Origin of the sequence: Fictibacillus sp. B-59209 (genome assembly GCF_036216745.1) — a bacterium.
GTDB classification, from domain to species: Bacteria; Bacillota; Bacilli; order Bacillales; family Fictibacillaceae; genus Fictibacillus_C; species Fictibacillus_C marinisediminis.
Genome location: NZ_JARMMC010000020.1, coordinates 2,951 through 24,276, shown reverse-complemented (window position 1 = coordinate 24,276; position 21,326 = coordinate 2,951). Strand labels below are relative to the sequence as shown.

General features: G+C 43.2%; 27 protein-coding genes and 1 riboswitch. Of the genes, 20 read left to right on the top strand and 7 right to left on the bottom strand.

Features of this window, described 5'->3' with window-relative positions; translation table 11 throughout:
• Nucleotides 1-227 precede the first annotated feature (227 nt).
• Nucleotides 228-2,576 carry an RNA polymerase recycling motor HelD gene (helD, locus tag P4361_RS16495; protein ID WP_328090118.1) on the top strand — a complete coding sequence of 783 codons (2,349 nt, stop codon included), beginning with the start codon at nucleotides 228-230 and terminating at the stop codon, nucleotides 2,574-2,576.
• A 256-nt stretch (nucleotides 2,577-2,832) separates the two neighbouring features.
• On the opposite strand, the gene P4361_RS16490 is transcribed toward helD, so the two are convergent.
• A complete protein-coding gene (locus tag P4361_RS16490) occupies nucleotides 2,833-3,054 on the bottom strand; it encodes a hypothetical protein (protein WP_062236130.1) in 222 nt (73 codons plus the stop codon).
• 237 nt (nucleotides 3,055-3,291) lie between these two features.
• Between P4361_RS16490 and P4361_RS16485 the strand changes: the two genes are divergently transcribed.
• The 5 genes from P4361_RS16485 (at nucleotide 3,292) to P4361_RS16475 (ending at nucleotide 5,463) form a co-directional block, all read left to right on the top strand.
• Complete coding sequence (locus tag P4361_RS16485) at nucleotides 3,292-3,924, top strand: SDR family oxidoreductase (protein WP_256227298.1); 633 nt, start codon at nucleotides 3,292-3,294, stop codon at nucleotides 3,922-3,924.
• Between the two features lie 64 nt (nucleotides 3,925-3,988).
• Nucleotides 3,989-4,141: a hypothetical protein gene (locus P4361_RS23280; protein ID WP_256227297.1), complete on the top strand. Its 153-nt coding sequence runs from the start codon at nucleotides 3,989-3,991 to the stop codon at nucleotides 4,139-4,141.
• A 46-nt stretch (nucleotides 4,142-4,187) separates the two neighbouring features.
• Nucleotides 4,188-4,283 (top strand): hypothetical protein, encoded by a 96-nt coding sequence (locus P4361_RS23275; protein ID WP_369795818.1) that lies wholly within the window; start codon nucleotides 4,188-4,190, stop codon nucleotides 4,281-4,283.
• A 4-nt stretch (nucleotides 4,284-4,287) separates the two neighbouring features.
• A complete protein-coding gene (locus P4361_RS16480) occupies nucleotides 4,288-4,905 on the top strand; it encodes a sterol desaturase family protein (protein ID WP_328090289.1) in 618 nt (205 codons plus the stop codon).
• A gap of 87 nt (nucleotides 4,906-4,992) precedes the next feature.
• Nucleotides 4,993-5,463 (top strand): DinB family protein, encoded by a 471-nt coding sequence (locus tag P4361_RS16475; RefSeq protein WP_248251831.1) that lies wholly within the window; start codon nucleotides 4,993-4,995, stop codon nucleotides 5,461-5,463.
• A gap of 112 nt (nucleotides 5,464-5,575) precedes the next feature.
• Here the strand turns inward: P4361_RS16475 and P4361_RS16470 are convergent, their stop codons facing one another.
• Nucleotides 5,576-5,716 carry a hypothetical protein gene (locus P4361_RS16470; protein ID WP_156418955.1) on the bottom strand — a complete coding sequence of 47 codons (141 nt, stop codon included), beginning with the start codon at nucleotides 5,714-5,716 and terminating at the stop codon, nucleotides 5,576-5,578.
• Between the two features lie 149 nt (nucleotides 5,717-5,865).
• Nucleotides 5,866-7,221: a glycosyltransferase gene (locus P4361_RS16465; RefSeq protein ID WP_328090117.1), complete on the bottom strand. Its 1,356-nt coding sequence runs from the start codon at nucleotides 7,219-7,221 to the stop codon at nucleotides 5,866-5,868.
• Nucleotides 7,222-7,428: 207 nt separating this feature from the next.
• A riboswitch (TPP riboswitch) is annotated at nucleotides 7,429-7,540 on the top strand.
• Nucleotides 7,541-7,660: 120 nt separating this feature from the next.
• On the opposite strand from P4361_RS16465, the gene thiC reads away from it, so the two are divergent.
• The 12 genes from thiC to P4361_RS16405 all read left to right on the top strand — a co-directional run bounded on the left by thiC (nucleotide 7,661) and on the right by P4361_RS16405 (nucleotide 17,261).
• A complete protein-coding gene (gene thiC / locus P4361_RS16460; protein WP_256227295.1) occupies nucleotides 7,661-9,430 on the top strand; it encodes a phosphomethylpyrimidine synthase ThiC in 1,770 nt (589 codons plus the stop codon).
• Nucleotides 9,427-9,651 (top strand): hypothetical protein, encoded by a 225-nt coding sequence (locus P4361_RS16455; protein ID WP_328090116.1) that lies wholly within the window; start codon nucleotides 9,427-9,429, stop codon nucleotides 9,649-9,651. The genes thiC and P4361_RS16455 overlap by 4 nt, the downstream gene beginning before the upstream one ends.
• Before the next feature lie 64 nt (nucleotides 9,652-9,715).
• Nucleotides 9,716-10,093, top strand: coding sequence for a hypothetical protein (locus tag P4361_RS16450; protein ID WP_328090115.1), 378 nt, complete (start codon nucleotides 9,716-9,718; stop codon nucleotides 10,091-10,093).
• Between the two features lie 157 nt (nucleotides 10,094-10,250).
• Nucleotides 10,251-11,006, top strand: coding sequence for a sugar phosphate isomerase/epimerase family protein (locus P4361_RS16445; protein WP_256227292.1), 756 nt, complete (start codon nucleotides 10,251-10,253; stop codon nucleotides 11,004-11,006).
• Between the two features lie 361 nt (nucleotides 11,007-11,367).
• Nucleotides 11,368-12,156, top strand: a complete 789-nt coding sequence (locus P4361_RS16440) for an SDR family NAD(P)-dependent oxidoreductase (RefSeq protein ID WP_328090288.1) — start codon at nucleotides 11,368-11,370, stop codon at nucleotides 12,154-12,156.
• A gap of 372 nt (nucleotides 12,157-12,528) precedes the next feature.
• Nucleotides 12,529-13,194 carry a class I SAM-dependent methyltransferase gene (locus P4361_RS16435; RefSeq protein ID WP_328090287.1) on the top strand — a complete coding sequence of 222 codons (666 nt, stop codon included), beginning with the start codon at nucleotides 12,529-12,531 and terminating at the stop codon, nucleotides 13,192-13,194.
• 122 nt (nucleotides 13,195-13,316) lie between these two features.
• The gene (locus tag P4361_RS16430; RefSeq protein WP_139223409.1) at nucleotides 13,317-13,763 is read left to right on the top strand and encodes a hypothetical protein; all 447 of its coding nucleotides are present in this window, start codon (nucleotides 13,317-13,319) and stop codon (nucleotides 13,761-13,763) included.
• Between the two features lie 88 nt (nucleotides 13,764-13,851).
• Nucleotides 13,852-14,313, top strand: coding sequence for a GNAT family N-acetyltransferase (locus tag P4361_RS16425; protein WP_256227291.1), 462 nt, complete (start codon nucleotides 13,852-13,854; stop codon nucleotides 14,311-14,313).
• Nucleotides 14,314-14,364: 51 nt separating this feature from the next.
• Nucleotides 14,365-15,030, top strand: coding sequence for a GntR family transcriptional regulator (locus P4361_RS16420; RefSeq protein ID WP_328090286.1), 666 nt, complete (start codon nucleotides 14,365-14,367; stop codon nucleotides 15,028-15,030).
• A gap of 17 nt (nucleotides 15,031-15,047) precedes the next feature.
• Nucleotides 15,048-16,019, top strand: coding sequence for a multidrug resistance efflux transporter family protein (locus P4361_RS16415; RefSeq protein WP_328090114.1), 972 nt, complete (start codon nucleotides 15,048-15,050; stop codon nucleotides 16,017-16,019).
• Nucleotides 16,020-16,097: 78 nt separating this feature from the next.
• Complete coding sequence (locus tag P4361_RS16410) at nucleotides 16,098-16,517, top strand: hypothetical protein (RefSeq protein WP_256227289.1); 420 nt, start codon at nucleotides 16,098-16,100, stop codon at nucleotides 16,515-16,517.
• Between the two features lie 126 nt (nucleotides 16,518-16,643).
• Nucleotides 16,644-17,261: a hypothetical protein gene (locus P4361_RS16405; protein WP_256227288.1), complete on the top strand. Its 618-nt coding sequence runs from the start codon at nucleotides 16,644-16,646 to the stop codon at nucleotides 17,259-17,261.
• Between the two features lie 34 nt (nucleotides 17,262-17,295).
• On the opposite strand, the gene P4361_RS16400 is transcribed toward P4361_RS16405, so the two are convergent.
• Entirely contained in the window at nucleotides 17,296-17,802 is a 507-nt protein-coding gene (locus P4361_RS16400) for a cupin domain-containing protein (RefSeq protein WP_328090112.1), read from the bottom strand.
• Nucleotides 17,803-17,981: 179 nt separating this feature from the next.
• On the opposite strand from P4361_RS16400, the gene P4361_RS16395 reads away from it, so the two are divergent.
• A complete protein-coding gene (locus P4361_RS16395; protein ID WP_248251845.1) occupies nucleotides 17,982-18,581 on the top strand; it encodes a nitroreductase family protein in 600 nt (199 codons plus the stop codon).
• Nucleotides 18,582-18,738: 157 nt separating this feature from the next.
• Here the strand turns inward: P4361_RS16395 and P4361_RS16390 are convergent, their stop codons facing one another.
• From P4361_RS16390 to P4361_RS16380, 3 genes are all read right to left on the bottom strand, one after another.
• Entirely contained in the window at nucleotides 18,739-19,734 is a 996-nt protein-coding gene (locus P4361_RS16390) for an LLM class flavin-dependent oxidoreductase (RefSeq protein ID WP_328090110.1), read from the bottom strand.
• Between the two features lie 116 nt (nucleotides 19,735-19,850).
• On the bottom strand, nucleotides 19,851-20,144 hold the full coding sequence (locus P4361_RS16385; protein WP_053355312.1) for a putative quinol monooxygenase: 294 nt from the start codon (nucleotides 20,142-20,144) through the stop codon (nucleotides 19,851-19,853).
• A gap of 113 nt (nucleotides 20,145-20,257) precedes the next feature.
• Nucleotides 20,258-20,680 carry an organic hydroperoxide resistance protein gene (locus P4361_RS16380; protein WP_053355311.1) on the bottom strand — a complete coding sequence of 141 codons (423 nt, stop codon included), beginning with the start codon at nucleotides 20,678-20,680 and terminating at the stop codon, nucleotides 20,258-20,260.
• A gap of 172 nt (nucleotides 20,681-20,852) precedes the next feature.
• On the opposite strand from P4361_RS16380, the gene P4361_RS16375 reads away from it, so the two are divergent.
• On the top strand, nucleotides 20,853-21,290 hold the full coding sequence (locus tag P4361_RS16375) for a MarR family transcriptional regulator (protein ID WP_328090108.1): 438 nt from the start codon (nucleotides 20,853-20,855) through the stop codon (nucleotides 21,288-21,290).
• Nucleotides 21,291-21,326 lie beyond the last annotated feature (36 nt).

The following is a 21,326-nucleotide window of genomic DNA, read 5'->3' as shown; positions in this document are numbered from 1 at the left end:
CACAAAAAAAAGAGCCAGGAAAGTTCCCATGGCTCTTTAGCAGTTTTATTTACTCAATTATTTAGAAAAAGCATTGCTTGACGTACAGCCGGTGTGCTAAAATGAAGTTTGCGACTTACCGGAAATTGTTAATATAAGATTAAATTTACCCAAATTTATTATAATAGGTAAGTGGTTGTTTTGTCAAGAATTTTAGCATGGAAATTTGCAGATAAAGGAGAGGGGTTATGAACCAGTGGGAAACAGAATGGCAAAGAGAACAGGAACGCGTTAATTCGGTTGTTGATCAAGTAAAAAAGAAAATGAATGTTCTTGAGGAGCATCTTGGCGGGAAAAAAGAAGATGTGGTCCAGATCAGAAAAGACTTCTGGGAAGATGTGACCGTCAATTTTGATGATGCCCATGAGGCAGCAGAAACCGCAGCCAGTATTAAGCAGCAGGCAGAATTGCTGTCTGAATTGGAACGCAGCCATAAAAACGCAGAAGACCAGAAAAAAAGCCTTGTAAAACTGAGTGACTCCCCTTACTTCGGAAGAATAGATTTTAAAGAAGTGAAGGATGCCAAGACAGATCGAATTTATCTCGGAATCGCTTCGTTTTATGATGAAAAGGCAGATGAATTTCTAGTATATGACTGGAGGGCGCCCATCTCCAGTCTATACTATGACCATTCACTTGGCAGAGCGGAATACGAGGCGCCAGAAGGTACCGTTTCAGGAGAGATGGAGCTGAAACGGCAATATATCATTCGGAATGCCCAGATCAAGAGCATGTTTGATACGGGTGTGACCATTGGCGATGAATTGCTGCAGGAAGTACTGAGCCGGCAGGCTAATCCTCAGATGAAAAGTATCGTGGCCACTATCCAAAAAGAACAGAACCAAATTATCCGGAATACGAAGGGGAACCTTCTGATTGTTCAAGGAGCTGCCGGGTGCGGAAAAACGTCAGCGGCCCTTCAGCGTGTCGCTTACCTCTTATATCGATACAGAGAAACACTTTCTGCCAACCAGATCGTACTCTTTTCTCCCAACAACGTGTTCAACAGCTATGTCTCAAACGTTTTGCCTGAGCTGGGTGAAGAAAATATGCTGCAGACGACGTTTCAGCAGTATGTGTATCACCATCTTGGTGATTCCTACGATCTTGAAGATCCGTTGGAACAGATGGAGGCCGTACTTACTGAGGAAGACCATCCGGATCACAAAGTCAGGCTGGAGGGCATCCGTTTTAAAGCGTCGCTTGATTTCATGAACGTGATTGAAGCGTATATCACTCATCTGCGCAATGAGGATATGCTCTTTAAATCTGTTTCATTTAGAGGGAGAGTCTTGGTCTCAGCAGAACAGATCAAAGAAAAATTCTATTCTTACTCCTCTTCGGTTTCCATTCCGAACCGCATGAAGCTCGTATCCGAATGGCTCGTGAGTGAGGTCAGGAAACGGGAAAAGACCGAACGGAAAGAACCGTGGGTGGAAGAAAAAATACAGCTGCTCGATAAAGAAGTGTACGTCAGGCTCTATCAAAAACTAATGAAGAAAAAGCAATACACGGAAGATTCGTTTAATGATTTTGAACAGGAGCAGAGACTGTTATCGGCGTATGTGGTTTCCAAAGCATTTAAGCCATTGAAAAAGAGGATCAAGTCCTTAACGTTTATTAATCTTAAGGCGCTGTACATGAGGCTGTTTACAGGCGAGGGGTTATCCTGGGAGAGGGAGGAGAAGTATCTGCTTCCTGGCAGCTGGAAAGAAATCTCCAGGCTGACTGCTGAAACATTAAGCAATGGAGAACTTTTATATGAGGATGCAACTCCTTACTTATATTTAAAAGAACGGCTGGAAGGGTTTCAGACCAATACGGCAGTACGCCATGTATTTATAGATGAGGCACAGGACTATTCTCCGTTTCAGTTTGCCTTCATTCAGCGCCTGTTTCCACGAAGCAAAATGACCGTTTTGGGTGATCTCAATCAATCGATTTATGCCCATTCCACGGGTGATGCGTTTCAGATGCTGTATGAGCGTTATGGAAAAGACCATACAGAACGCATTATTTTAACGCGAAGCTATCGTTCCACAAGACAGATCGTTGAATTTACACGGGAAATGCTAAATGAGAAGGAATCCATCATTCCCTTTAACCGTGATGGAGAAAAGCCGGTGCTGAAACAGTGCGAAAAGAAAGAGGACCATACTCGAGCCATTGCAGGCACGATCCGTAAACTGCAGGATAAACAGGTAAAGACGATCGCTGTGATATGCAAGACCGCGAAAGAATGTGAGGAAGCTTACGAAAGCCTGAAAGACCAGGTTCATGTAGAACTCATGAAGAAAGATTCTTTTTCTTTCAAGCAGGATACGCTGATCATTCCATCTTATCTTGCTAAAGGGATCGAGTTCGATGCGGTTCTGGTATACAATGCGTCAAATTTGCAATACGGCAAAGAAAGTGATCGCAGGCTGTTTTATACGGTGTGTACCCGTGCCATGCACGAACTGTATCTGTTTTCCCGCGGAGCGATTTCTCCGTTCATCACTGCGGTTCCTCAAAATTCCTTTGTGAGAGAAAATTGACAAAAAACCTGCCCGAAATGCAGTTTTCCAAGACATGAAACCTGTCTTAAAAGCAGTTTTCCAACATCATGAGGGGCTGTCCAGAAAGTCGAAAATTGACCTTCAGGCAGCCCCTTTTTGGCTTGAAAAATCTTCAATGAAANNCCGCGGAAAGCGAGCAGCCTGGAACGGGAATCAACAGCTTAAAGACTTCTTGGACAGCCCCTTTTTGCTTGGATGCCAAGCTTAAACAAAAAACACACCCTGTTCGGGTGTGTTAATTGGTAGCTACGACCTTATAGCCAATTTCCTCAAGCTCGTGAATATTGTCGATATTTGTAACGCAGACGGAATCGTCATCGACTCTGCATACGACTGCTTCATTTTCATGGCAGTTCTGCAAAGCCCCTACTACAGATTCAAACTCTTTACCTAAAATCTCTTTCTGTCCAACTGACCAGGAACGCTGCCGGCAAACGTGATTGACTAACGAAACCATGACGGGACCACCTCCGTATGGATATATATGTTTATACCACAATTCTAGCATTTTACTCTTATAGAGGCAAAAAGAAATTTATTTGTAATAATTTATCTTTTTATATCGAAAATTCTGCAAAAACAGGAGAGGGAATGGAGCATTAAAATCCCCGTTTGGAAATGAGAAAAATACAGACTAAGTTAGGTTTGAAGAGGGTAAGTATCGTTAATAGTAAGCGGGAAGGGAGCTGTAAAAATGAAAGTATTAGTCGCAGGAGCAAACGGAACTACAGGAAGATTAATTCTGCAGGAACTAAAAAAAGCAGGACATGAAGCCAAGGCGATGATCAGGAAGAAGGAACAGGCCCATGATCTGGAAAGTTTAGGAGCCGAAATCGTGCTCGCTGATCTCGAAGGAGATGTCTCTGAAGCAGTAAAAGGCTGTGATGCGGTTATTTTTGCGGCTGGTTCCGGTTCGAAAACGGGTCCGGATAAAACGGAAGCAGTTGATCGGGATGGTGCGATCAACATAATGGAAGAAGCTGAAAAACAAAAGGTGAGAAGGTTTATTATGCTGAGCAGTATGGGAGCAGGAACTCCTGAGAAAGGACCGGAAGAGCTGCAGCATTATTTAGAGATGAAAGGGGAAGCGGATGACCGGCTTGAATCCAGCAGGCTCCATTATACGATCGTCAGGCCAGGTGCGCTCACCGATGAACAAGGAACAGGCAAAATTAATATTGGTCGGAACTTGGGGAGTGGGAGTATTGCCCGCGCCGATGTGGCCAAAGTGATAGTAGCATCCCTGGATCTTGAAAATGCAAATCATAAAATCTTTGAAATTCTTGAGGGTGATCAGCAAGTAGCTGATGCTTTAAAATCACTGTAAAATGCTTTTATGAATGTGCGAAAGCCGGCCGGCATGGCTGGCTTTTTTAGTTATAAAATAAAATATGGATGAGCTGAAGGACAATGCCCAGGAATATGCTGCTTTTGACTGGAACCTTCAGCAGAAGCTTGCGGGCTTATCACACAATCCGATCTATCACCTGATCATTAATAGTTTTAAAGAGGTTTATCTGCGTCTGGCAAAATCTTTTTTTTGAAAATCCGCTCCATCGTTCCGCTTCAAGAAAATTTTATAATGAACTATTGAATACATTTTTAAAAAGAGATGCAGATGCCGCAGGGAGCCTTACGAAGCAAATGATGGAGGACAGTTTGCGATTGTGGAAAACAGGAGGGTGAAATGATGAAGAGTAAGGGATTGTATCAGGACTTTTTCCTGCATTTAGACATTTTGGTCATGTCATTGATTATGTTAGGAATGGCTGTCTTTGTAGTGGCGTCCGGTATTAGTTGGCTGGCGGTTCTCTGCTTTCTTCTGGGGCTTGTTGCCTTTATGTTCAGTGAATATTTCACTCATCGCTTTTTATTTCATTTAAAAGCACCTAAAAATCCTCTGTTTCTTAAATTTTTAAAGCGGTTACATTATGATCATCATAAGTTTCCAGATGACCTGAAACTCCTTTTTCTGCCAATCTGGTACAGCATTCCCAGTCTGTTTGTGCTTTCGGCCCTATTTTATTTTATAACGGGCTCCATTTTAATCAGCTTGCCATTTGCGGTCGGACTCGTCTGTATGCTCCTCGTTTATGAATGGAAGCACTATGTCGCGCACCGGCCGATCAAACCTAACTCCAGATTCGGCAAGTGGCTGAAAAAGACACATACGCTTCATCATTATAAAAATGAAAACTACTGGTATGGAGTGTCCACTCCATTTGTGGATGTACTATTTGGTACGTTGAAGGATGAGAAAAGGGTAGAAATGAGTCAAACAGCAAGGGATCTTGAAAAAAGAGCGTAATTGAGCCAGATCTTTTAAATCTGCTTTTTTAGTGGATTTTTTGTTACAGTAGAAAAGAAGATAAAGATATTCGAGGAGATGATCATAATGAATCAGTACCTTTACAAGCAGTTTGAAATGACAAGAGGATTTTTTCTGAAAAATGCCAGCGCAGTTCCCGCTGAAATGGCTGATGTTCAGCCGGAAGGATTCAACAATACCATCCACTGGCACATCGGACATGTCTTAACCGTAACTGAGCAGTTTCTTTTCGGTTTTCCGAAAAAGTCAGCTCATCTGCCCGAAAACTATGTAGAATTGTTTGGCAAAGGAACAAAGCCGGCAGACTGGAAGGGAAATGTTCCATCCGTTGAAGAACTGGTCACTCAGCTGCAGGATCAGCTCGTACGAATTAAAGACATCCCGGAAGAAGCACTGGATGAAAAATTGAAAAAGCCGTTCCTTGGTCTGGAAACGTTCCGTGAACTAGCAAACATGGCTGTTTTTCATGAATCCAATCATTTGGGACAGCTGCACGCTATCAAACTTCTTATTGAACGCACGGTCGTTAAAAACTAAGAAAACCCAGAGAGCAAAAAACGGCTCTCTGGGTTTTTTATGGGTGGAATTTCAAACACAGACACAAGTGAAAAGTAAAGAACGAAACAGTGTTCATCATGAACAAATGAAATTATGAATGAATCACTGAATGCAGAAAATCGATATCATTTTTTATCTGTTCTTTCAGAAATCGGTCTCTGCAACGTAAATATTCATCCGTAAGCATGGCGATTTCCTTCATGAACAGCATAACCTCTGTTTTTTTTAGCATAAGTTAACCCTGCCCTGCACGTTTAGAATATGGAACAATTCTTCCTGATACTTTATTCCTCTTTATCAGTCAAAATAAACTAATATGTGCTAATTTTTTTGCCTCGTTCACAAATCTTTCAAGAAAACCACATTTGGGATAAAGCGTGTTTATGCGGCAGGGCGGGAGTCTGCCTGGTATTCACGGCCTGTTCTAGATACTTTATTCCAGTCCCGATTGAAGAAATAGGCGATGCTTCCATAAGCAACACATACCATTGTCACTATCCTGAAAATAAAGATATCAAAAAGAATAGTTGCTAAAAGGGGGTATGTGTCTTTTTCCTGAAAAGCGTAGCCATGATATTCTCCCATTCCGATGGCCACCATATCGTATACAAGGCCGAAAATAAAGATGTACAAAACATAGATGAGTACATATTCAAGAACGGACGAGTGCAGGGCGAATCCGTCAACGACAAAGATACTGGTCATAAAATAAACCGCGAGTGTACCGGAAATAAAAGCTTCAAAAATATAGAAAAAGGAAACAGAGCTCGTAAACAGATTTTTTCCAAGGAATGATCTGAAATGAATGACACAGTCAATGAATGCTTTTTGCCAGCGGACCCGCTGTTTGAACAGATCCCATAGGTTTTCAGGAAGCTCGGTATAGCATACGGCATCAGGTATGAAAGTAACCTTTTTGTTCTTATCACCAGAAATGTGGCGCTGAATCTTTAGAGTGATATCGATGTCTTCTCCAATCGTCGTCCGATAGCCGCCGACGTTGAGCAGCACCTGCTTTCTGAAAATACCAAATGCACCTGAAATGATTGAGAGCGCTCCAAACCTTGCATGGGAGACCTTCGTAATGTAGAAGGCCCGGAGGAAATCAAGCGCCTGTGCTCGAATCAGCAGGTTCGTCCCACGTAATGTCAGCCCTGAGAATGGATTCTTCGTTTTTGTCTGAAGCACATGAACCATGCCGCCAGCAGCGACCACATTTTGCTCTTCGAAAGTTTCATTGATGGCCGGCAGGGAATGGTCTGTCATGATGGTGTCTGCATCAAGAGTTACAACAAGTTCATTGCTAGAATACTCAATGCCTGCATTGAGCGCATCGGCCTTTCCGCCGTTCACTTTATCAAGCACATAAATATTGGGATAGAGCTCGGACTTGTAAAATTCGATCACTTTCTTATGTTTTAGCTGGTTGAGCGGGAGTTTTGAGCTTTCTTTTAGTTGTAATAGCTCATTAAGTTTTCCAAGTGTAGCGTCAGTTGAACCGTCATTAATATAAATGATATCTAACGAAGAATAGGTTAATGTTTTCATGTTTTCAACGGATGTTGCAATGATTTTCTCCTCATTGTAACAAGGAATTAGTATACTGACACTTTTTTCAAAAATCGGTTTTGGCAGATACCGTTTTTTTCTTTTTTGAAATAAGGGAAGGCAGTTAAAGGAATGAATGATTGGAAAAGCGATAGAAAGAAAGAAGAAAAAAAGTACTGCATATTCCACTATGATTGACCTCCTTTTATGCTTCGTTAAAGTAAATCATGACCAAAACACCTTTTCAATGGCAAACAAACAAGTTGGACTTTTCTGTCAATTGAAAGCCTATACATATTTTGGCGGCTAAACGACTACAGTGAATAAATACCTGTGCCAAAAGACGGATTGTGCATGAAAAGCAGAGAAGCTATGATTACGTTGAAAACAGAATACGTTTTCTGCTAGGGGAGCCCGTCAGTCGGGCTGAGAGAAGAGAGAATAAGCTCTTTGACCCTTTGAACCTGATCTGGGTTATACCAGCGTAGGGAAGTAGGAGTCGAAGTCATATATACATATCGTATATTTTTCTTTGTCTATCCTATCGGGTTCTTCTTACTAGAACCCGATTTTTTTATGCTGTGTGTAACTTTGGACTCAATTTTTGAAAAAACGAGGAGGAAGTTGCATGAACGTACAGAACGAAAGCAAGGTCTCATTAAAATCACAATTTCCAAACAGCACCAAAGTGTATAAGACCGGATCCCGTCCCGACATCCGGGTGCCAATGAGAAGGATCAGTCTGGCGGATACACAGACAGCAGGAAGAGATGAGAAGAACCCGCCCGTCGTCCTTTATGATACGAGCGGACCTTATACAGATTTGAATTATGCTGCAGATGTTGAAAAAGGACTGCCTTTGCTGAGGGAAAATTGGGTGAGAGACAGGAACGATACAGAGCAATACGATGGGCGCGGAATTAAACCGGAGGACAACGGCTACAGACAGCAGTCTCATGCGGGTCATGTGTTTCCGGTTCGCCCATTTAAGCCGATGCGGGCAAAAGGTGGCGGAAATGTTACTCAGATGCATTATGCGAAAAAAGGGATCATCACGCCTGAAATGGAATTCATTGCGATCCGGGAGGGGCTTGAGGCCGATTTTGTTCGAAGCGAAGTGGCGAGTGGGAGGGCCATCATCCCTGCCAACATCAATCACCTGGAACTGGAACCGATGATTATCGGAAAGAACTTTCATGTGAAGATCAACGCGAACATCGGAAACTCTGCTGTGACTTCGTCTATTGAGGAAGAGGTTGAAAAAATGACATGGGCTACCTACTGGGGAGCGGATACGATCATGGATCTGTCTACAGGAAAAGACATCCATACGACCAGAGAGTGGATCATCAGAAACTCTCCGGTCCCTGTGGGCACCGTTCCGATCTATCAGGCGCTTGAGAAAGTGAACGGGATAGCGGAGGATTTATCCTGGGAAGTCTACCGTGATACACTCATCGAACAAGCCGAGCAGGGAGTCGATTATTTTACGATTCATGCCGGTGTGTTGCTGCGGTACGTGCCATTAACGATCAATCGGGTCACGGGCATCGTTTCACGGGGCGGATCTATCATGGCGCAATGGTGTCTCGCTTACCATCAGGAAAACTTTTTATATACTCATTTCGAGGACATCTGCGAAATCTGTAAAGCGTATGACATCTCCGTCTCATTGGGTGATGGATTACGGCCTGGCTCGATTGCGGACGCCAATGACGAAGCACAGTTTGCAGAACTGGAAACGTTGGGAGAGCTCACAAAGATCGCCTGGAAACATGATGTGCAGGTCATGATTGAAGGACCGGGGCATGTGCCGATGCATCAGATCAAGGAGAACGTAGATAAGCAAATGGAGATCTGCCATGAGGCGCCCTTCTATACACTAGGGCCTCTGACGACAGACATTGCGCCTGGGTACGACCACATCACTTCTGCAATTGGGGCTGCTATGATCGGATGGTTCGGAACGGCTATGCTTTGCTATGTGACGCCGAAGGAACATTTGGGGCTGCCGAACAAGGATGATGTCAGGGAGGGAGTGATCGCTTATAAGATCGCTGCCCATGCAGCAGATTTGGCAAAAGGCCATCCAGGAGCATTGAAGAGGGATAATGCTCTCTCAAAAGCTAGATTTGAATTCAGATGGGAAGATCAGTTTAATCTATCATTGGATCCTGAGAAGGCAAGGGGTTACCACGATGAAACCCTCCCTGCACAAGGTGCAAAAACCGCTCATTTTTGTTCCATGTGCGGACCGAAATTCTGCTCTATGAGAATTTCACATGATCTAAGAAATATATCTGCACAAGAACTTTCGGGTCAGGAAAAAGATGTAAAGGAAGGAATGCGGGAAAAAGCCAAGGAATTTCATGACAAAGGCTCGAATATCTATTCATGAGCACCATTTCTATCCTTCGTGAAAGAATTGCTCTGCTGGAAATGCAGCTGCAGGAGATTCAGAGAAAATGCCGCCACGTATTTCTCGAAACCTCAGACTCCGATGAACGCATCTGTATGAGATGCAGCTATACAGAAAAAATCCTGTACAGGTTCCCTGAAGAAAGAGCAGTGGTGCCTGACACCATTTATGCGCATAAACGGTGCCTGGCACCCAAATAAAGCATAGAAAACACCGCTCTTTGGCAATGATAATGGAAAAGGAAGATTCAGGGAGGGATTTATATTGGGTACAAATTGGCTGCAGACTACATTAAACTGGACTGAGCAAAGAGTGGGGCAAGCTTCTGATGGATTCAGGGCGATCCTCGGAAAAATCAAGAACGAGCCGGCGATGTCGGTTACTGACCTGGCGACCTTCATCATGCTTCATCCTGAGACCCATAAAGAGAGAAGCGATTTTCTCGGACTTACGTATTACACTTATTCATTGCATCTGGGGAACGTTGATCTTCTTCTGGAAACAAAAGAAGGAAATGAGCATAAGGTTTTAGAATGCAGAGTAGATGAAAATAATCAGGTGATCTCCCATTACCGTTCCTATGATGCAAAGGCCAAAGAACGCTTGGCCATTCCGTTAGACATCAAACAATATCATAATTAGAGTGAGATTCCCGTCTGCCAAAAGGCAGACGGTTTTTTTACTGTGTAGCGTGTTATATTTTAAGAATATTTCAAAAAATATTGTATGAAGCAATAATATTTATTAAGATAATCTCGAATCGTTTCGTGAAAGACTTTTAATAAAGGAGGAATTAGAAATGCATAAAAGAGGGTTGCAGCTTTACACGATAAGAGAGCTTTGTGAAAAAGATTTCATTGGCACACTAAAAGAAGTTTCATCGTGGGGGTATAATGGTGCACAGTTTGCCGGTTATTATGACACTTCAGCAAAGGTTTTAAAGCAGGCACTGGATGAGTATGATTTAAAACCGGCAGGCAGCCACATCGGCCTCGATCAGCTTGAGGGAGATGCACTCAAACGCCAGATTGAATACAATCAGTTACTCGGAAACGACTTATTAATCCTGGCATATCTAACGGAAGAAAATCGAAAGAATATAGAAGATTATAAACGAGCAGCTGAGATTTTAAATAATGCAGGGTATTTATTGAATCGCGAAGGGTTGAAATTAGGGTATCACAATCATGATTTTGAGTTTGTTGATCATGGGGGTGCTTCGGGTTACGATATTTTATTGAATGAGACCGATCCCTCACTCGTTTCCTTTGAATTGGATTGCTATTGGGCAGCCTATTCAGGCTATGACCCAGCTGAGTTTATGGAAAGGCTTGGCGAACGTCTTGTTACTTTGCATATGAAGGACATGGCTGTAAAAGGGACCGAAAAACAAAGCACGATTTTAGGAAACGGAGAGTTGGATTTACAGTCTATTGTCAAAAAGGGCAATGATCTGAATGTATCATGGTACATTGTGGAACAGGAGCATTTTGAAAAAGACCTTGTCACTACTGCAAAAGAAAATGCCAGGGTTCTTGAAGAACTACTAAGTTAGAAAACTTTTTTGATAAAAAGCAGGCTCCAACGAGTTGCTCAGCCTTAGCAGCTGGAAAGGATTCTGCTTTTTATTATTAACGGGCAAAACCGAAATAAGTGGGTATTTAATATGAAAAGGCTCTTTTCTAAAAAATTGTTGCTTTGGGAACATTTTTGTAAAGAACCTTCATTGCTAAGTTGATTGGAGTGCAAGGTGCGAGACTCCTGCGGGAGCAGCGGGACAGGTGAGACCCAAAGGTGCTTGCGCCGTGGGGCTCACCGCACGCCCCGCGGAAAGCGAGCATCCTGGAACGGAAATCAGCCACTCTCAAGAGCAACAAAGGTTACGAAAACAGCCTATGAAAAAGAGGAGGTAGATGATGAGTATCTATAAGAAAGAAGAAGGAAAAGTGGCCATTGTTACAGGCGGCGGTTCAGGAATTGGACGAGCAGCAGCCCTGGCCTTTGCGAAGGAAGGCATAAGGGTTTGTGTGATGGATGTAAAAGAAGAACGAGCAGAAGAAGTGGCAGAGGAAATTAAGGATTCAGGAGGGGAGGCGATGGCTGCGGAAATCGATGTTTCCAACTCTCACGAGGTGCAGCGAGGAATAGAGCAAGCGGTACAGAAGTGGGGGAGGCTGGATGTTCTATTTGCCAACGCAGGGATTAACGGGACTCTTGCTCCTATAGAAAATTTGTCGATTGAAGAATGGAACACCACCATATCCACCAATTTAAACGGCACCTTTTTAGCCGTTAAGCATGCTATTCCCTATATGAAAAAAGCGGGAGGAAACATTGTGATCACGAGTTCCATTAATGGAAACCGTAAGTTTCACGGATTCGGGATGGCGGCATACAGTTCATCGAAAGCAGCACAGGTTGCTTTTATGAAAATGGCTGCTCTCGAGCTTGCCCGGTATAAGATAAGAGTGAATGCGATTTGTCCTGGTGCCATTAATACCAACATCGGAGAAAATACAGATGCAACCGAAGCGGTAAAGGAGATTACGATTCCGGTTAATTATCCAGAAGGAAACCAGCCCCTTGAACATAAGCCTGGGGAACCTGAACAAGTCGCCGATCTCGTTTTGTTTTTGGCGTCTGAACGCTCCAGCCATATTACAGGAACAGAAATCTACATTGACGGCGCTGAAACACTTCTATAAAAGAAAATGAAAGAGTACAAAAAGGGGCTGTCCNNGAAAGCGAGCAGCCTGGAGCGGAAATCAACAGCTTACAGACTTCTTGGACAGCCCCTTTTTTACCGCCCGCCCCTTGAGTTGGTTTAAGGTATCTGTAATGGGAAATTCAGAAAGATGATACACGGGTATTAAATAGGGGGTGAAATAGCGTCTATGCCGCTTTTTGGGACTTTAGACAGCGTTAGAAAGATGTATTTAGGGTTCGTTTGGTATGGATAGTAAAGGATTTTTAGTATTTATATAGAAATAGAATAAGGAACGTAAATTGACTAAGTTCGGGGAGAAGATCATTTGAATCAATCAGAGAACATTTTAAATCAAGATGATGTCTTGCACATGCTGGATTCTTTATTAAGAGATCCGGCACCCTTTTGGGATGAATTTTATCGTGACCGTAATAAAAAGATTCCTTTTTTTCATAATGTACCGGATGAAAACTTGGTTGAATACTTCGACAATGGCCGGTTAGGACCAGGCAGAGTCCTTGAACTAGGCTGCGGCCCGGGGAGAAACGCGATTTATCTTGCTCAAAAAGGCTGTGAGGTGGATGCGGTTGACCTATCTGAAGAAGCCTTGGACTGGGGAAAGGAACGAGCGCTGAAAAAAAATCTAGCTATTCATTTTATTCATCAGAATATCTTTGATCTGGATATAGAGGACGGATCCTATGACTTCATCTATGATTCAGGCTGTTTTCATCACCTTGCCCCGCATCGCAGGCTGACCTATGTGGAACTTGTAAACCGAGCTTTAAAACCAGGCGGCCATTTTGCGGTGACTTGTTTTGTGATGGGCGGCAGTTTGGGAGGCTCGGAAATTTCAGACTGGGAGGTGTACCGGGCGCGATCGGTGATGGGCGGATTAGGCTATACAGAGGAAAAGCTGAAAACTATTTTCAGGAGCTTTACGGCAGTAGAGGTTAGAAGGATGAAAGTGATGGGTGCAGGAAGTTCAACATTCGGTGTTCCTGATTTATGGACAGCTTTGTTTAAAAAGGAATAAAAAGTAGTACATTTTTACTAATTAACGTTATTTTGCAAAAATTTTTAAAAAACAGGTTTAAAATCTAAATCTTTTTTTGTATGATAAGATGATAACTATTAAGTCATTTTTTTGGGGGAAAGATGATGAATTCACTGAAACGGAGAATCCGGGGGCATAAAGGTATGGAGTTCGCTTTGATCTATCTTATCCTTTTGTTCGGTGTTGGTGCTTATCAAACAATTGAAGTCTTTATGAATATCAATCTTTATTCAGAACACGTTCTGTTCGGGCTGACTTCTCACTCGTTCATAGCTTCTATTTTGTTATTCTGGTCATTGATCAGTATTTTCTGGGTATTAAGCTTGCGAGTATTGGACTGGGCCCACCGTACATCCCTGTTTACTTTAAAAAATGCAATATTTGGCTCTGTCGTTTTATTTCTTGGCGTTCCGATCGGAGTCTCTATACAGATATACAGCGTTATGTCTTTGAATACGATTCTCAGCTCAATTACAGAAGCTTTATTAATTACAACGATTATCTCTTTTGCGATCGGGATTTCAGGAAAGTTCCGAAAAACAGCATAAATGCAATAACGGCTCTGCCTAATAGGCGGAGCCGTTTTTTATAATGGTGCCTGGCACCCTTATAGTAAACTAGCGGGAGGGAGACTTCATGATTGAGTTAAAACCTGTCGATCGCGGCAACTGGGAAGAAGCGCTGCTGTTAAAAGTGAAAAAAGAGCAGGAGCATTTCGTGCCTTCTGTCGCTGTATCGCTGGCTAAAGTCTATATTAAGCCGGACGGCGATAATGTTGAGTACCTTCCGTTTGCTATCTATGCAGAAGGAATGATGGTAGGATTCATCATGCATGCATTTGAAGAGCAGAATGATAACATGTATTGGATCAATGGTTTTCTCATTGATGAAAAGCATCAGGGGAAGGGATATGGAAAAAGAGCGATGATTGAAATGATTTCTTGGATTGAGGAGAGGTTTCCTCATTCCCGTGAAACACGGCTTACGGTCCATCAAGAGAACCAGAAGGCAGCCGGACTGTATAAGAGGCTAGGCTATCTGCAAACGGGAGATGTATATGATGGAGAAATTGTGTACAAACGGGAAAGAATTCAATAGAACAAAACCAGTGGCTTTTGCACTGGTTTTTTTATTGAGTTGTCAATTGATATGCGATATATTGGTTTTATGAAAAACATTCAACCAATTAGACGATTATCATTAAGAGAAGAAGTGTATCATCATTTGAAGAACGCAATACTCTTATTAGAATTGGAGCCTGAGGAACGATTGCATGACAAAGATCTGGCGGAGCAATTCGGCATCAGCCGGACACCGGTAAGGGAGGCTCTAAAAAAACTTGAAGATGAAGGACTAGTCGAAGCGATGCCGGGTTCCGCGACAAGAGTCGCTCCGTTAAATAACGATGAAGCGAACCATGCATTTACCGTCGTTGCAGCACTTCATGCATTAGCCGCCAGACTTGCCGTTCCACTTCTGGAGGAAAAGGATATTAAAGAATTAAAAATACAAAATCAAAAGCTGAGATCTGCTATGGAAGAAAGGAATGTTATAGCCGCCATTCAAGCGGATGAAGATTTTCATCAGGTGTTTCTAACAGCAGCCGGAAATCCTGAGCTGGTGAAAGCGCTGGAGGTAAGTACCGCTAAGATCCGCCGTTTAGAAATGGCCCAATTCGGCTCCGTAAAAGGGGTGAATTCAATACAGCAGCATGAACAAATCATTGATGCCTGCATAGAAAAAGATAGTGAGAAAACGGCTCTCCTGACGGAAGTAAACTGGCTGAGTCTCGGAGAACTGCTGATTCAAAAATGAAGAGAGAGGTGTACTCCATGCGGCCTGTCATCGTCGGAATTTGCTCTGCTTTCTTTTTTGCCTTTACATTTGTGCTAAACCGTTTAATGGAATTATCAGGAGGAAGCTGGATCTGGAGCGCTTCACTTCGCTATTTTTTCATGGTGCCCTTTCTGCTGATTATTGTAATGTTAAGGGGAAACTTGGGCCAGCTGATGCAGACCATGAAAGAACAGCCGAAAAGCTGGCTGTTATGGAGTTTGGTGGGCTTCGGCCTATTTTATGCTCCCATCTGTTTTGCTGCAGCCTATGAACCTGGATGGCTGATCGCCGGAACGTGGCAGATTACCATTTTCTCAGGCTCACTTCTCGTTCCTTTTTTTAAGGAACAGGTTCAAACATCACAAGGGCTTCAATCGGTAAGAGGGAAGATTCCGTTTAAGGGGCTCTCCATGTCGTTGATCATCCTTCTTGGCATTGTCCTGATGCAGATGGAGCAGGCAAGAACACTTTCGTTCAATGATGTGCTGCTAGGAGCACTTCCTGTGTTAGTCGCTTCGTTTGCTTATCCGCTCGGTAATCGAAAAATGATGGAGGTATGCGGAGGTCGGTTGGATGCTTATCAGCGGGTACTTGGCATGACGCTCGCCAGTCTTCCTTTCTGGATCGTTCTCGCTTTTATTGGCTGGCTGGCCGATGGACCTCCAACGGCAGTCCAAACCTTTCAATCCGCCCTTGTAGCTCTTTCTTCCGGCGTTATCGCCACGGTGCTGTTCTTTTATGCCACGGATCTTGTCAGGGGGAACATGCAGCAGTTAGCGGCTGTTGAGGCGACCCAATCTGCGGAAGTCCTCTTTGCGGCAATGGGTGAAATATGGCTGTTATCCTTGCCGATGCCCTCCGCTTTATCATGGCTTGGCATGGCATTAATCATGGTTGGAATGATTCTTCACAGCTATGTTTCACAGGTGAAAAAACGCTCAAACCTTAAAAGAGCTAACGTTTCATAAAAAGGGATTTATTTCCTTGTCTATTTTATTAATCATTCGGGTATTAACATTGGTAAAAGAGGAAGGGAAGACTTAGCCATGGCTTGGATTGAAGATCACTTGCTGCTTGTCATACTGGTGGTGCTTGCAATCATCGTGTTTGTGTTATTGTTTAAACTTGCTCTGCGTGCCGCCCTCATATTTGGAGTTATTGCCATCATCGCTATTGTCATATTTGGGGTAAGCCCCGACAAAATTATGAACATAGGAAAACAAGGCGTGAATTCTGCATCAACGGCATATAAAAAAACGATCGAGCCTGTGATAAAAAAAGAAATGGTCGATGCCAAACATGTTGAAAAGAAAGACGGAAGCTTTGTTATTCAGAGTAAAAGCGTAAAGATCACAGGCAAGGATGGAGACGAAAACGCAAAAGTCGTCTATAAAGGAAAAACCTATGATGTTGATATGAATGTGGTTAAGCCACTGCGTGAACAAATCGATACGACAAAACAATAAAAACGTGATAAGCAGGCCTGGAATGATAAGAGTGAGATTCCAGGCTTTTTTGTGTTCTCGAAGGATACATTCATATTTCTGGATTTGGTGGCAATAATTTATAAGAGCAGGAAATGAGGTGTATGAATGAAACGAAAGTCGGTCCTTATGATTAGTCTGGCCTACACACTTTTTATGGCGGTCTTGTTTTTTTATTACTTTCCAAAAGGAGAGGTTCACAGCTATCAGGTAGCATTAGGAGGAGTTCTGTGCGGAGCCATACCGCTTGTCCTTGCCCGGTTTACTAAATTAAAGTTTAACCTGCCCATATTGCTTTCCTATTTAGCTTTTCTTTTTGCATCACAATATTTAGGTTCCATTCTTCATTTTTATGGTCTGGGCTGGTGGGATACGTTTCTGCATTTACTGAGCGGAGCTTTGCTGGCTTTCGTTGCAGTGGCTCTTTATGAAAGGCTCGTTCATCGGGAAGGAGGCACGCATATTTCAGCATGGCTTGTCTTCTGGTTCGTTCTTTCATTTGCCGTTCTTGGCGGAGTCATCTGGGAGATGTATGAGTTCAGTATGGATCAGATCTTTGCTATGACGCTGCAGGGCGGGGGAAACAGCGATACGATGGTGGATCTTATCGCGGATACGTCAGGCGGCCTTATCATTGCCGTCATTTCACTGGTACGGACAAAACAAAAATTCGATGCACCAGACGGCGGGAAAGAACCTGGTCTGCCTCCTGAATCCTTGGCATAATGACAGCCCGAATCAACAAAGATTCGGGCTGTTCTTATTTTCTGTTCCAATGCTGAAGCAAAGGTCCATCCGTACCGAAAACAGGATCGGTTTCAGGGAGAGGAACATAACGTATTTCTTCTAGAACCGCAGGGCGTTCACCGTCGACTCCGCGCATCAGATTATAATCCATTCCGTTGGGGTAAGCACCAGCCACTTGAAAATCTGCGCTGGATTCCATGTTAATATGCCCGGTTCCAGCTGGCAAAACGATGACATCACCAGCATGAATCTGCAGCTCTTGTCCGGATTTTCCACCAATCTTAACTGTCGCAAATCCCGTTATGACACCTAATACCTCATGAGTGTTGCTGTGATAATGATGATAGTCGAAAATGCCGTTCCGCCAGCTGTTTAGCCAGTTGTTCTCATTAAAAATCTGTTCGGCTTGATAAGATCGTTCAGCCAAAACCCCTTCATAGAACAATACCGGCCAATCTGGATGATTAGGGATAAATCCATCATCTTCAAAATAATAGGTTTTCACCTCATACGTACTCATTTCGATTTGCCTCCTAAGTATACTTTTTAAGTGAATTCCCGCTATTGTTGAAGATTAACCACAATGAATCGCTTATTTTATTGAACTTCAACACTTGACGTAATGAAATATATTATTTATACTAACTTACATAAAGTAATAAACAATAAAAATGGTTTATTTAGTGGAGGGAAATTAACATGGCAAAAGATTTTTTAACTTCGGTTCAAGAGAGACGCTCTTATTATGGAATCAGTAAAGAAGCCGTTGTTTCTGATGAAAGAATTCAGGAAATTATCAATCATGCGGTAAAATACACACCATCTTCTTTTAATTCACAAAGTGCCCGTGTTGTTGTATTGCTTGGCGAAAACCACGATAAACTTTGGAATATCACGAAAGAAACTCTTCGCGCCATCGTTCCGGCAGATCAGTTTGCTCCGACAGAAGAAAAAATGAACGCGTTCGGAAGCGGATACGGAACCGTCCTATTTTTCGAGGATCAAAAAGTAGTGGAAGGGCTTCAAGAAGCATTCGCAGCTTATGCAGACAACTTCCCAATCTGGTCAAATCATTCTTCAGGAATGCTTCAATTTGTCGTTTGGACTGCACTAGAGAATGAAGGATTCGGTGCATCACTTCAGCACTACAACCCAATCATTGATGAAGAAGTAAAACAAGAATGGAATGTGCCAGAAAACTGGAAGCTTATCGCTCAAATGCCATTTGGCAAGCCTGTGGCAGCACCAGGCGAAAAAGAATTCCAGCCGCTTGAAGACCGTGTGAAAATCTATAAATAAAAATAAAAAGGGGCTGTCCAGAANNGGTGCTTGCACCAAGAGGCTCACCGCACGCCCCGCGGAAAGCGAGCAGCCTGGAACGGAAATCAACAGCTTACAGACTTCTTGGACAGCCCTTTTTGTTGTGTCATTTATTATCCAATCAATAAACATGCAGCTACTTAAATAGATGGGCCAATCTCTCATACGATTTTTTTCTTTCTGCAAAAGAAAATACATTTGTCAAAATCATAAATTCAGCAGTCTGATACTGTTCTGAAAGTAATATAAGCTTGTCTCTTACGATCTCTGGAGAACCGATCACCATACGTTCTCTGTTCTTTTTGATTTGTTCCCGGTCAAACTGTGTGAAGGAGTATGATTTTGATTCTTCAATGTTCGGTATCCGGCTGTCCAGGCCCTTTTCAACACGGAGAAGCCAAAGGTCCTGGCTTAAAGCTAGTTCTTCAGCATGCTCATCCGTTTCCCCGCAGATCACAAAAACCGCAGCGATACCAGCCGGTTCTTCGAAAAAGGCTGATGACTGAAAGGTTTCATGATAGGTCTGAAACGCTTCCTGTCCCCTCTCGGGATTGATAAAATGCCCAAATACATAACCGATACCAAGCTCGGCAGCCTGCCTGGCGCTGTTTTCGCCCATTCCCAGTTCCCAAAGGCCTGGCGGTGAGGGGACTTGAGGAGAAGTTTTTATCCCATGAAAAGGATGATCAGAAGGGAGGGAGTTCGTCAGGTAATACGATAGATCCTGGAGCTGCCGGGGAAATACGGTTAAGCTTTTCTTTATGTTGTCTGTTAAAGCAAGTCTCGTTTTCATCGTACCGCCGGGTGACCGGCCCACTCCAAGATCGATTCTGCCCGGCGAAAGAGCTTCCAGCTGCTGAAAGGTTTCTGCAACCTTAAACGGACTGTATTGCGGCAAAAGGACACCGCCAGAACCAAGCCGGATAGATTGGGTGAGTGCGGCGGTATGGGCAATCAGTATTTCAGGAGCGGTGCTTGCCAGCCCCTTTGTGCTGTGATGCTCAGCAAACCAATACCGGTGATAGCCAAGCTTTTCAGTAATCTGGGCGAGCTGTATACTTTGCTGCAATGTCTCTGCAGCAGTCTGCCCTTTTGGAACAGGAACTTGATCTAATATACTTAAGGATATCAAGAGAAAGCATCCTTTCTGTTAAAAATACTGTTACCTTATGTATGCAGCAAAATCACTGCTTTAAAACGCAAATGTGAATAATGAATAGGAAAAACGAGGTGCCAGGCACCCCGTTTTTAACCGATCTGATTCCATTTTTGGACATTGCGTACATCAATCAGGGGCTCAATGTTTGTTCTGTAAGTCTGATAATGTGCCGATTCAATATGACTGTCGATTGCATTCTGATCTTTCCATAATTCATACAGCATAAAAACTTTTGGATCATCCTGCGATTGATGAAGGTTATAGTGTAAGCATCCTTCCTCGTTTCTCGAATGCTTCAATACTTCAAGAAGTACGTTCTGCGCTTCTTCTTCACGTCCAGGTTTTGCTGTAAGCGTGGCTGAAACTGCGATAGGGCTCATCATTTTTTCCTCCCATTTTTGTTTAGTTAGAGTGAACCTACTATAACGGACACACTGTAAAAAGTCATCCCATTTGCCTAAGCAAAAACCAGTCCCGGATCATGAGCTTGCATTCATTATACAGCTGTAACGTGAAGAGTCACTTCAATGTTTCCGCGGGTTGCTTTTGAATAAGGACATACTTGGTGAGCCTGTTCGATCAGCTGCTGGGCTTCTTCCTGACTGGCTCCCTTAATGGCAGCATGTAAAGCAACTGCTAAACCAAAGCCTCCATCGGTATCTTTGCCGATGCTTACTTCTGCGGTAACACTGGATTCAACTCGTTTTCTTGCCTGGCGGGCTACAAGCTGAAGAGCACTGTCAAAGCAGGCTGCGTAACCTGCAGCGAATAATTGTTCAGGGTTGGTAGCACCTGCTTCTTCTTTTCCGCCAAGTGCTTTTGGCATGGATAGTGAAAAATCAAGAGTGCTGTCACTGGATTTAACTTTACCTTGTCGTCCGCCGTCTGCGGTTGCTTTTGCTGTGTATAAAGATTCCATGCATGATCTCTCCCTTTTGATTTATATTGTGCACAATTTAATTACTTGATATCAATTTAACATGAAGTGATTTATTTGTCAAAAATTAAATTGTGAAAAATTTAATTTGACGGTAATGTTTGGTTGAAATATAGTGGAAATAGAATTATGAAGTGAGAGGAGGCGAAGAAAAATGAGTAACGACCCATTGAAACTGGAAAACCAGATCTGTTTTATGGTGTATGCGGCTGCCCGTGAAATCACGAAGCAGTACCGTCCATTGCTGGAGGAGCTCGACGTCACCTACCCGCAATACCTGGTCCTGCTCGTACTATGGGAAAAGAAAGAGCTAGCTGTGAAAGATCTTGGTGAGAAGCTGTTCCTCGATTCGGGTACCCTGACACCAATGCTGAAAAGAATGGAAGCTCATGGACTGATCGTGAGGAACCGTTCCAAGCAGGATGAGCGAAGTGTGATGGTCTCCTTGACGGAAAGAGGGGAAGGTCTGCGTGAGAATGCAGCATGTATTCCCGGAGCCCTGCTTGAAAACATAAAGATGGAAGACGATGAACTGAAAAACTTAAAGAGAAGCCTTGGTAAAATACTGAACAACATTCAAGAAAAAGAGTAAAGGGGCTGTCCAAGAGGTCTGGTAGCTGTTGATCTC

Excerpts from the sequence above, each read along its gene's own strand:
- helD (WP_328090118.1), top strand. The coding sequence starts at position 228 with ATGAACCAGTGGGAAACAGAATGGCAAAGAGAACAGGAACGCGTTAAT.
- P4361_RS16490 (WP_062236130.1), bottom strand. The coding sequence starts at position 3,054 with ATGGTTTCGTTAGTCAATCACGTTTGCCGGCAGCGTTCCTGGTCAGTT.
- P4361_RS16485 (WP_256227298.1), top strand. The coding sequence starts at position 3,292 with ATGAAAGTATTAGTCGCAGGAGCAAACGGAACTACAGGAAGATTAATT.
- P4361_RS23280 (WP_256227297.1), top strand. The coding sequence starts at position 3,989 with ATGGATGAGCTGAAGGACAATGCCCAGGAATATGCTGCTTTTGACTGG.
- P4361_RS16480 (WP_328090289.1), top strand. The coding sequence starts at position 4,288 with ATGAAGAGTAAGGGATTGTATCAGGACTTTTTCCTGCATTTAGACATT.
- P4361_RS16475 (WP_248251831.1), top strand. The coding sequence starts at position 4,993 with ATGAATCAGTACCTTTACAAGCAGTTTGAAATGACAAGAGGATTTTTT.
- P4361_RS16470 (WP_156418955.1), bottom strand. The coding sequence starts at position 5,716 with ATGCTAAAAAAAACAGAGGTTATGCTGTTCATGAAGGAAATCGCCATG.
- thiC (WP_256227295.1), top strand. The coding sequence starts at position 7,661 with ATGAACGTACAGAACGAAAGCAAGGTCTCATTAAAATCACAATTTCCA.
- P4361_RS16455 (WP_328090116.1), top strand. The coding sequence starts at position 9,427 with ATGAGCACCATTTCTATCCTTCGTGAAAGAATTGCTCTGCTGGAAATG.
- P4361_RS16445 (WP_256227292.1), top strand. The coding sequence starts at position 10,251 with ATGCATAAAAGAGGGTTGCAGCTTTACACGATAAGAGAGCTTTGTGAA.
- P4361_RS16440 (WP_328090288.1), top strand. The coding sequence starts at position 11,368 with ATGAGTATCTATAAGAAAGAAGAAGGAAAAGTGGCCATTGTTACAGGC.
- P4361_RS16435 (WP_328090287.1), top strand. The coding sequence starts at position 12,529 with ATGCTGGATTCTTTATTAAGAGATCCGGCACCCTTTTGGGATGAATTT.
- P4361_RS16430 (WP_139223409.1), top strand. The coding sequence starts at position 13,317 with ATGATGAATTCACTGAAACGGAGAATCCGGGGGCATAAAGGTATGGAG.
- P4361_RS16425 (WP_256227291.1), top strand. The coding sequence starts at position 13,852 with ATGATTGAGTTAAAACCTGTCGATCGCGGCAACTGGGAAGAAGCGCTG.
- P4361_RS16420 (WP_328090286.1), top strand. The coding sequence starts at position 14,365 with ATGCGATATATTGGTTTTATGAAAAACATTCAACCAATTAGACGATTA.
- P4361_RS16415 (WP_328090114.1), top strand. The coding sequence starts at position 15,048 with ATGCGGCCTGTCATCGTCGGAATTTGCTCTGCTTTCTTTTTTGCCTTT.
- P4361_RS16410 (WP_256227289.1), top strand. The coding sequence starts at position 16,098 with ATGGCTTGGATTGAAGATCACTTGCTGCTTGTCATACTGGTGGTGCTT.
- P4361_RS16405 (WP_256227288.1), top strand. The coding sequence starts at position 16,644 with ATGAAACGAAAGTCGGTCCTTATGATTAGTCTGGCCTACACACTTTTT.
- P4361_RS16400 (WP_328090112.1), bottom strand. The coding sequence starts at position 17,802 with ATGAGTACGTATGAGGTGAAAACCTATTATTTTGAAGATGATGGATTT.
- P4361_RS16395 (WP_248251845.1), top strand. The coding sequence starts at position 17,982 with ATGGCAAAAGATTTTTTAACTTCGGTTCAAGAGAGACGCTCTTATTAT.
- P4361_RS16385 (WP_053355312.1), bottom strand. The coding sequence starts at position 20,144 with ATGATGAGCCCTATCGCAGTTTCAGCCACGCTTACAGCAAAACCTGGA.
- P4361_RS16380 (WP_053355311.1), bottom strand. The coding sequence starts at position 20,680 with ATGGAATCTTTATACACAGCAAAAGCAACCGCAGACGGCGGACGACAA.
- P4361_RS16375 (WP_328090108.1), top strand. The coding sequence starts at position 20,853 with ATGAGTAACGACCCATTGAAACTGGAAAACCAGATCTGTTTTATGGTG.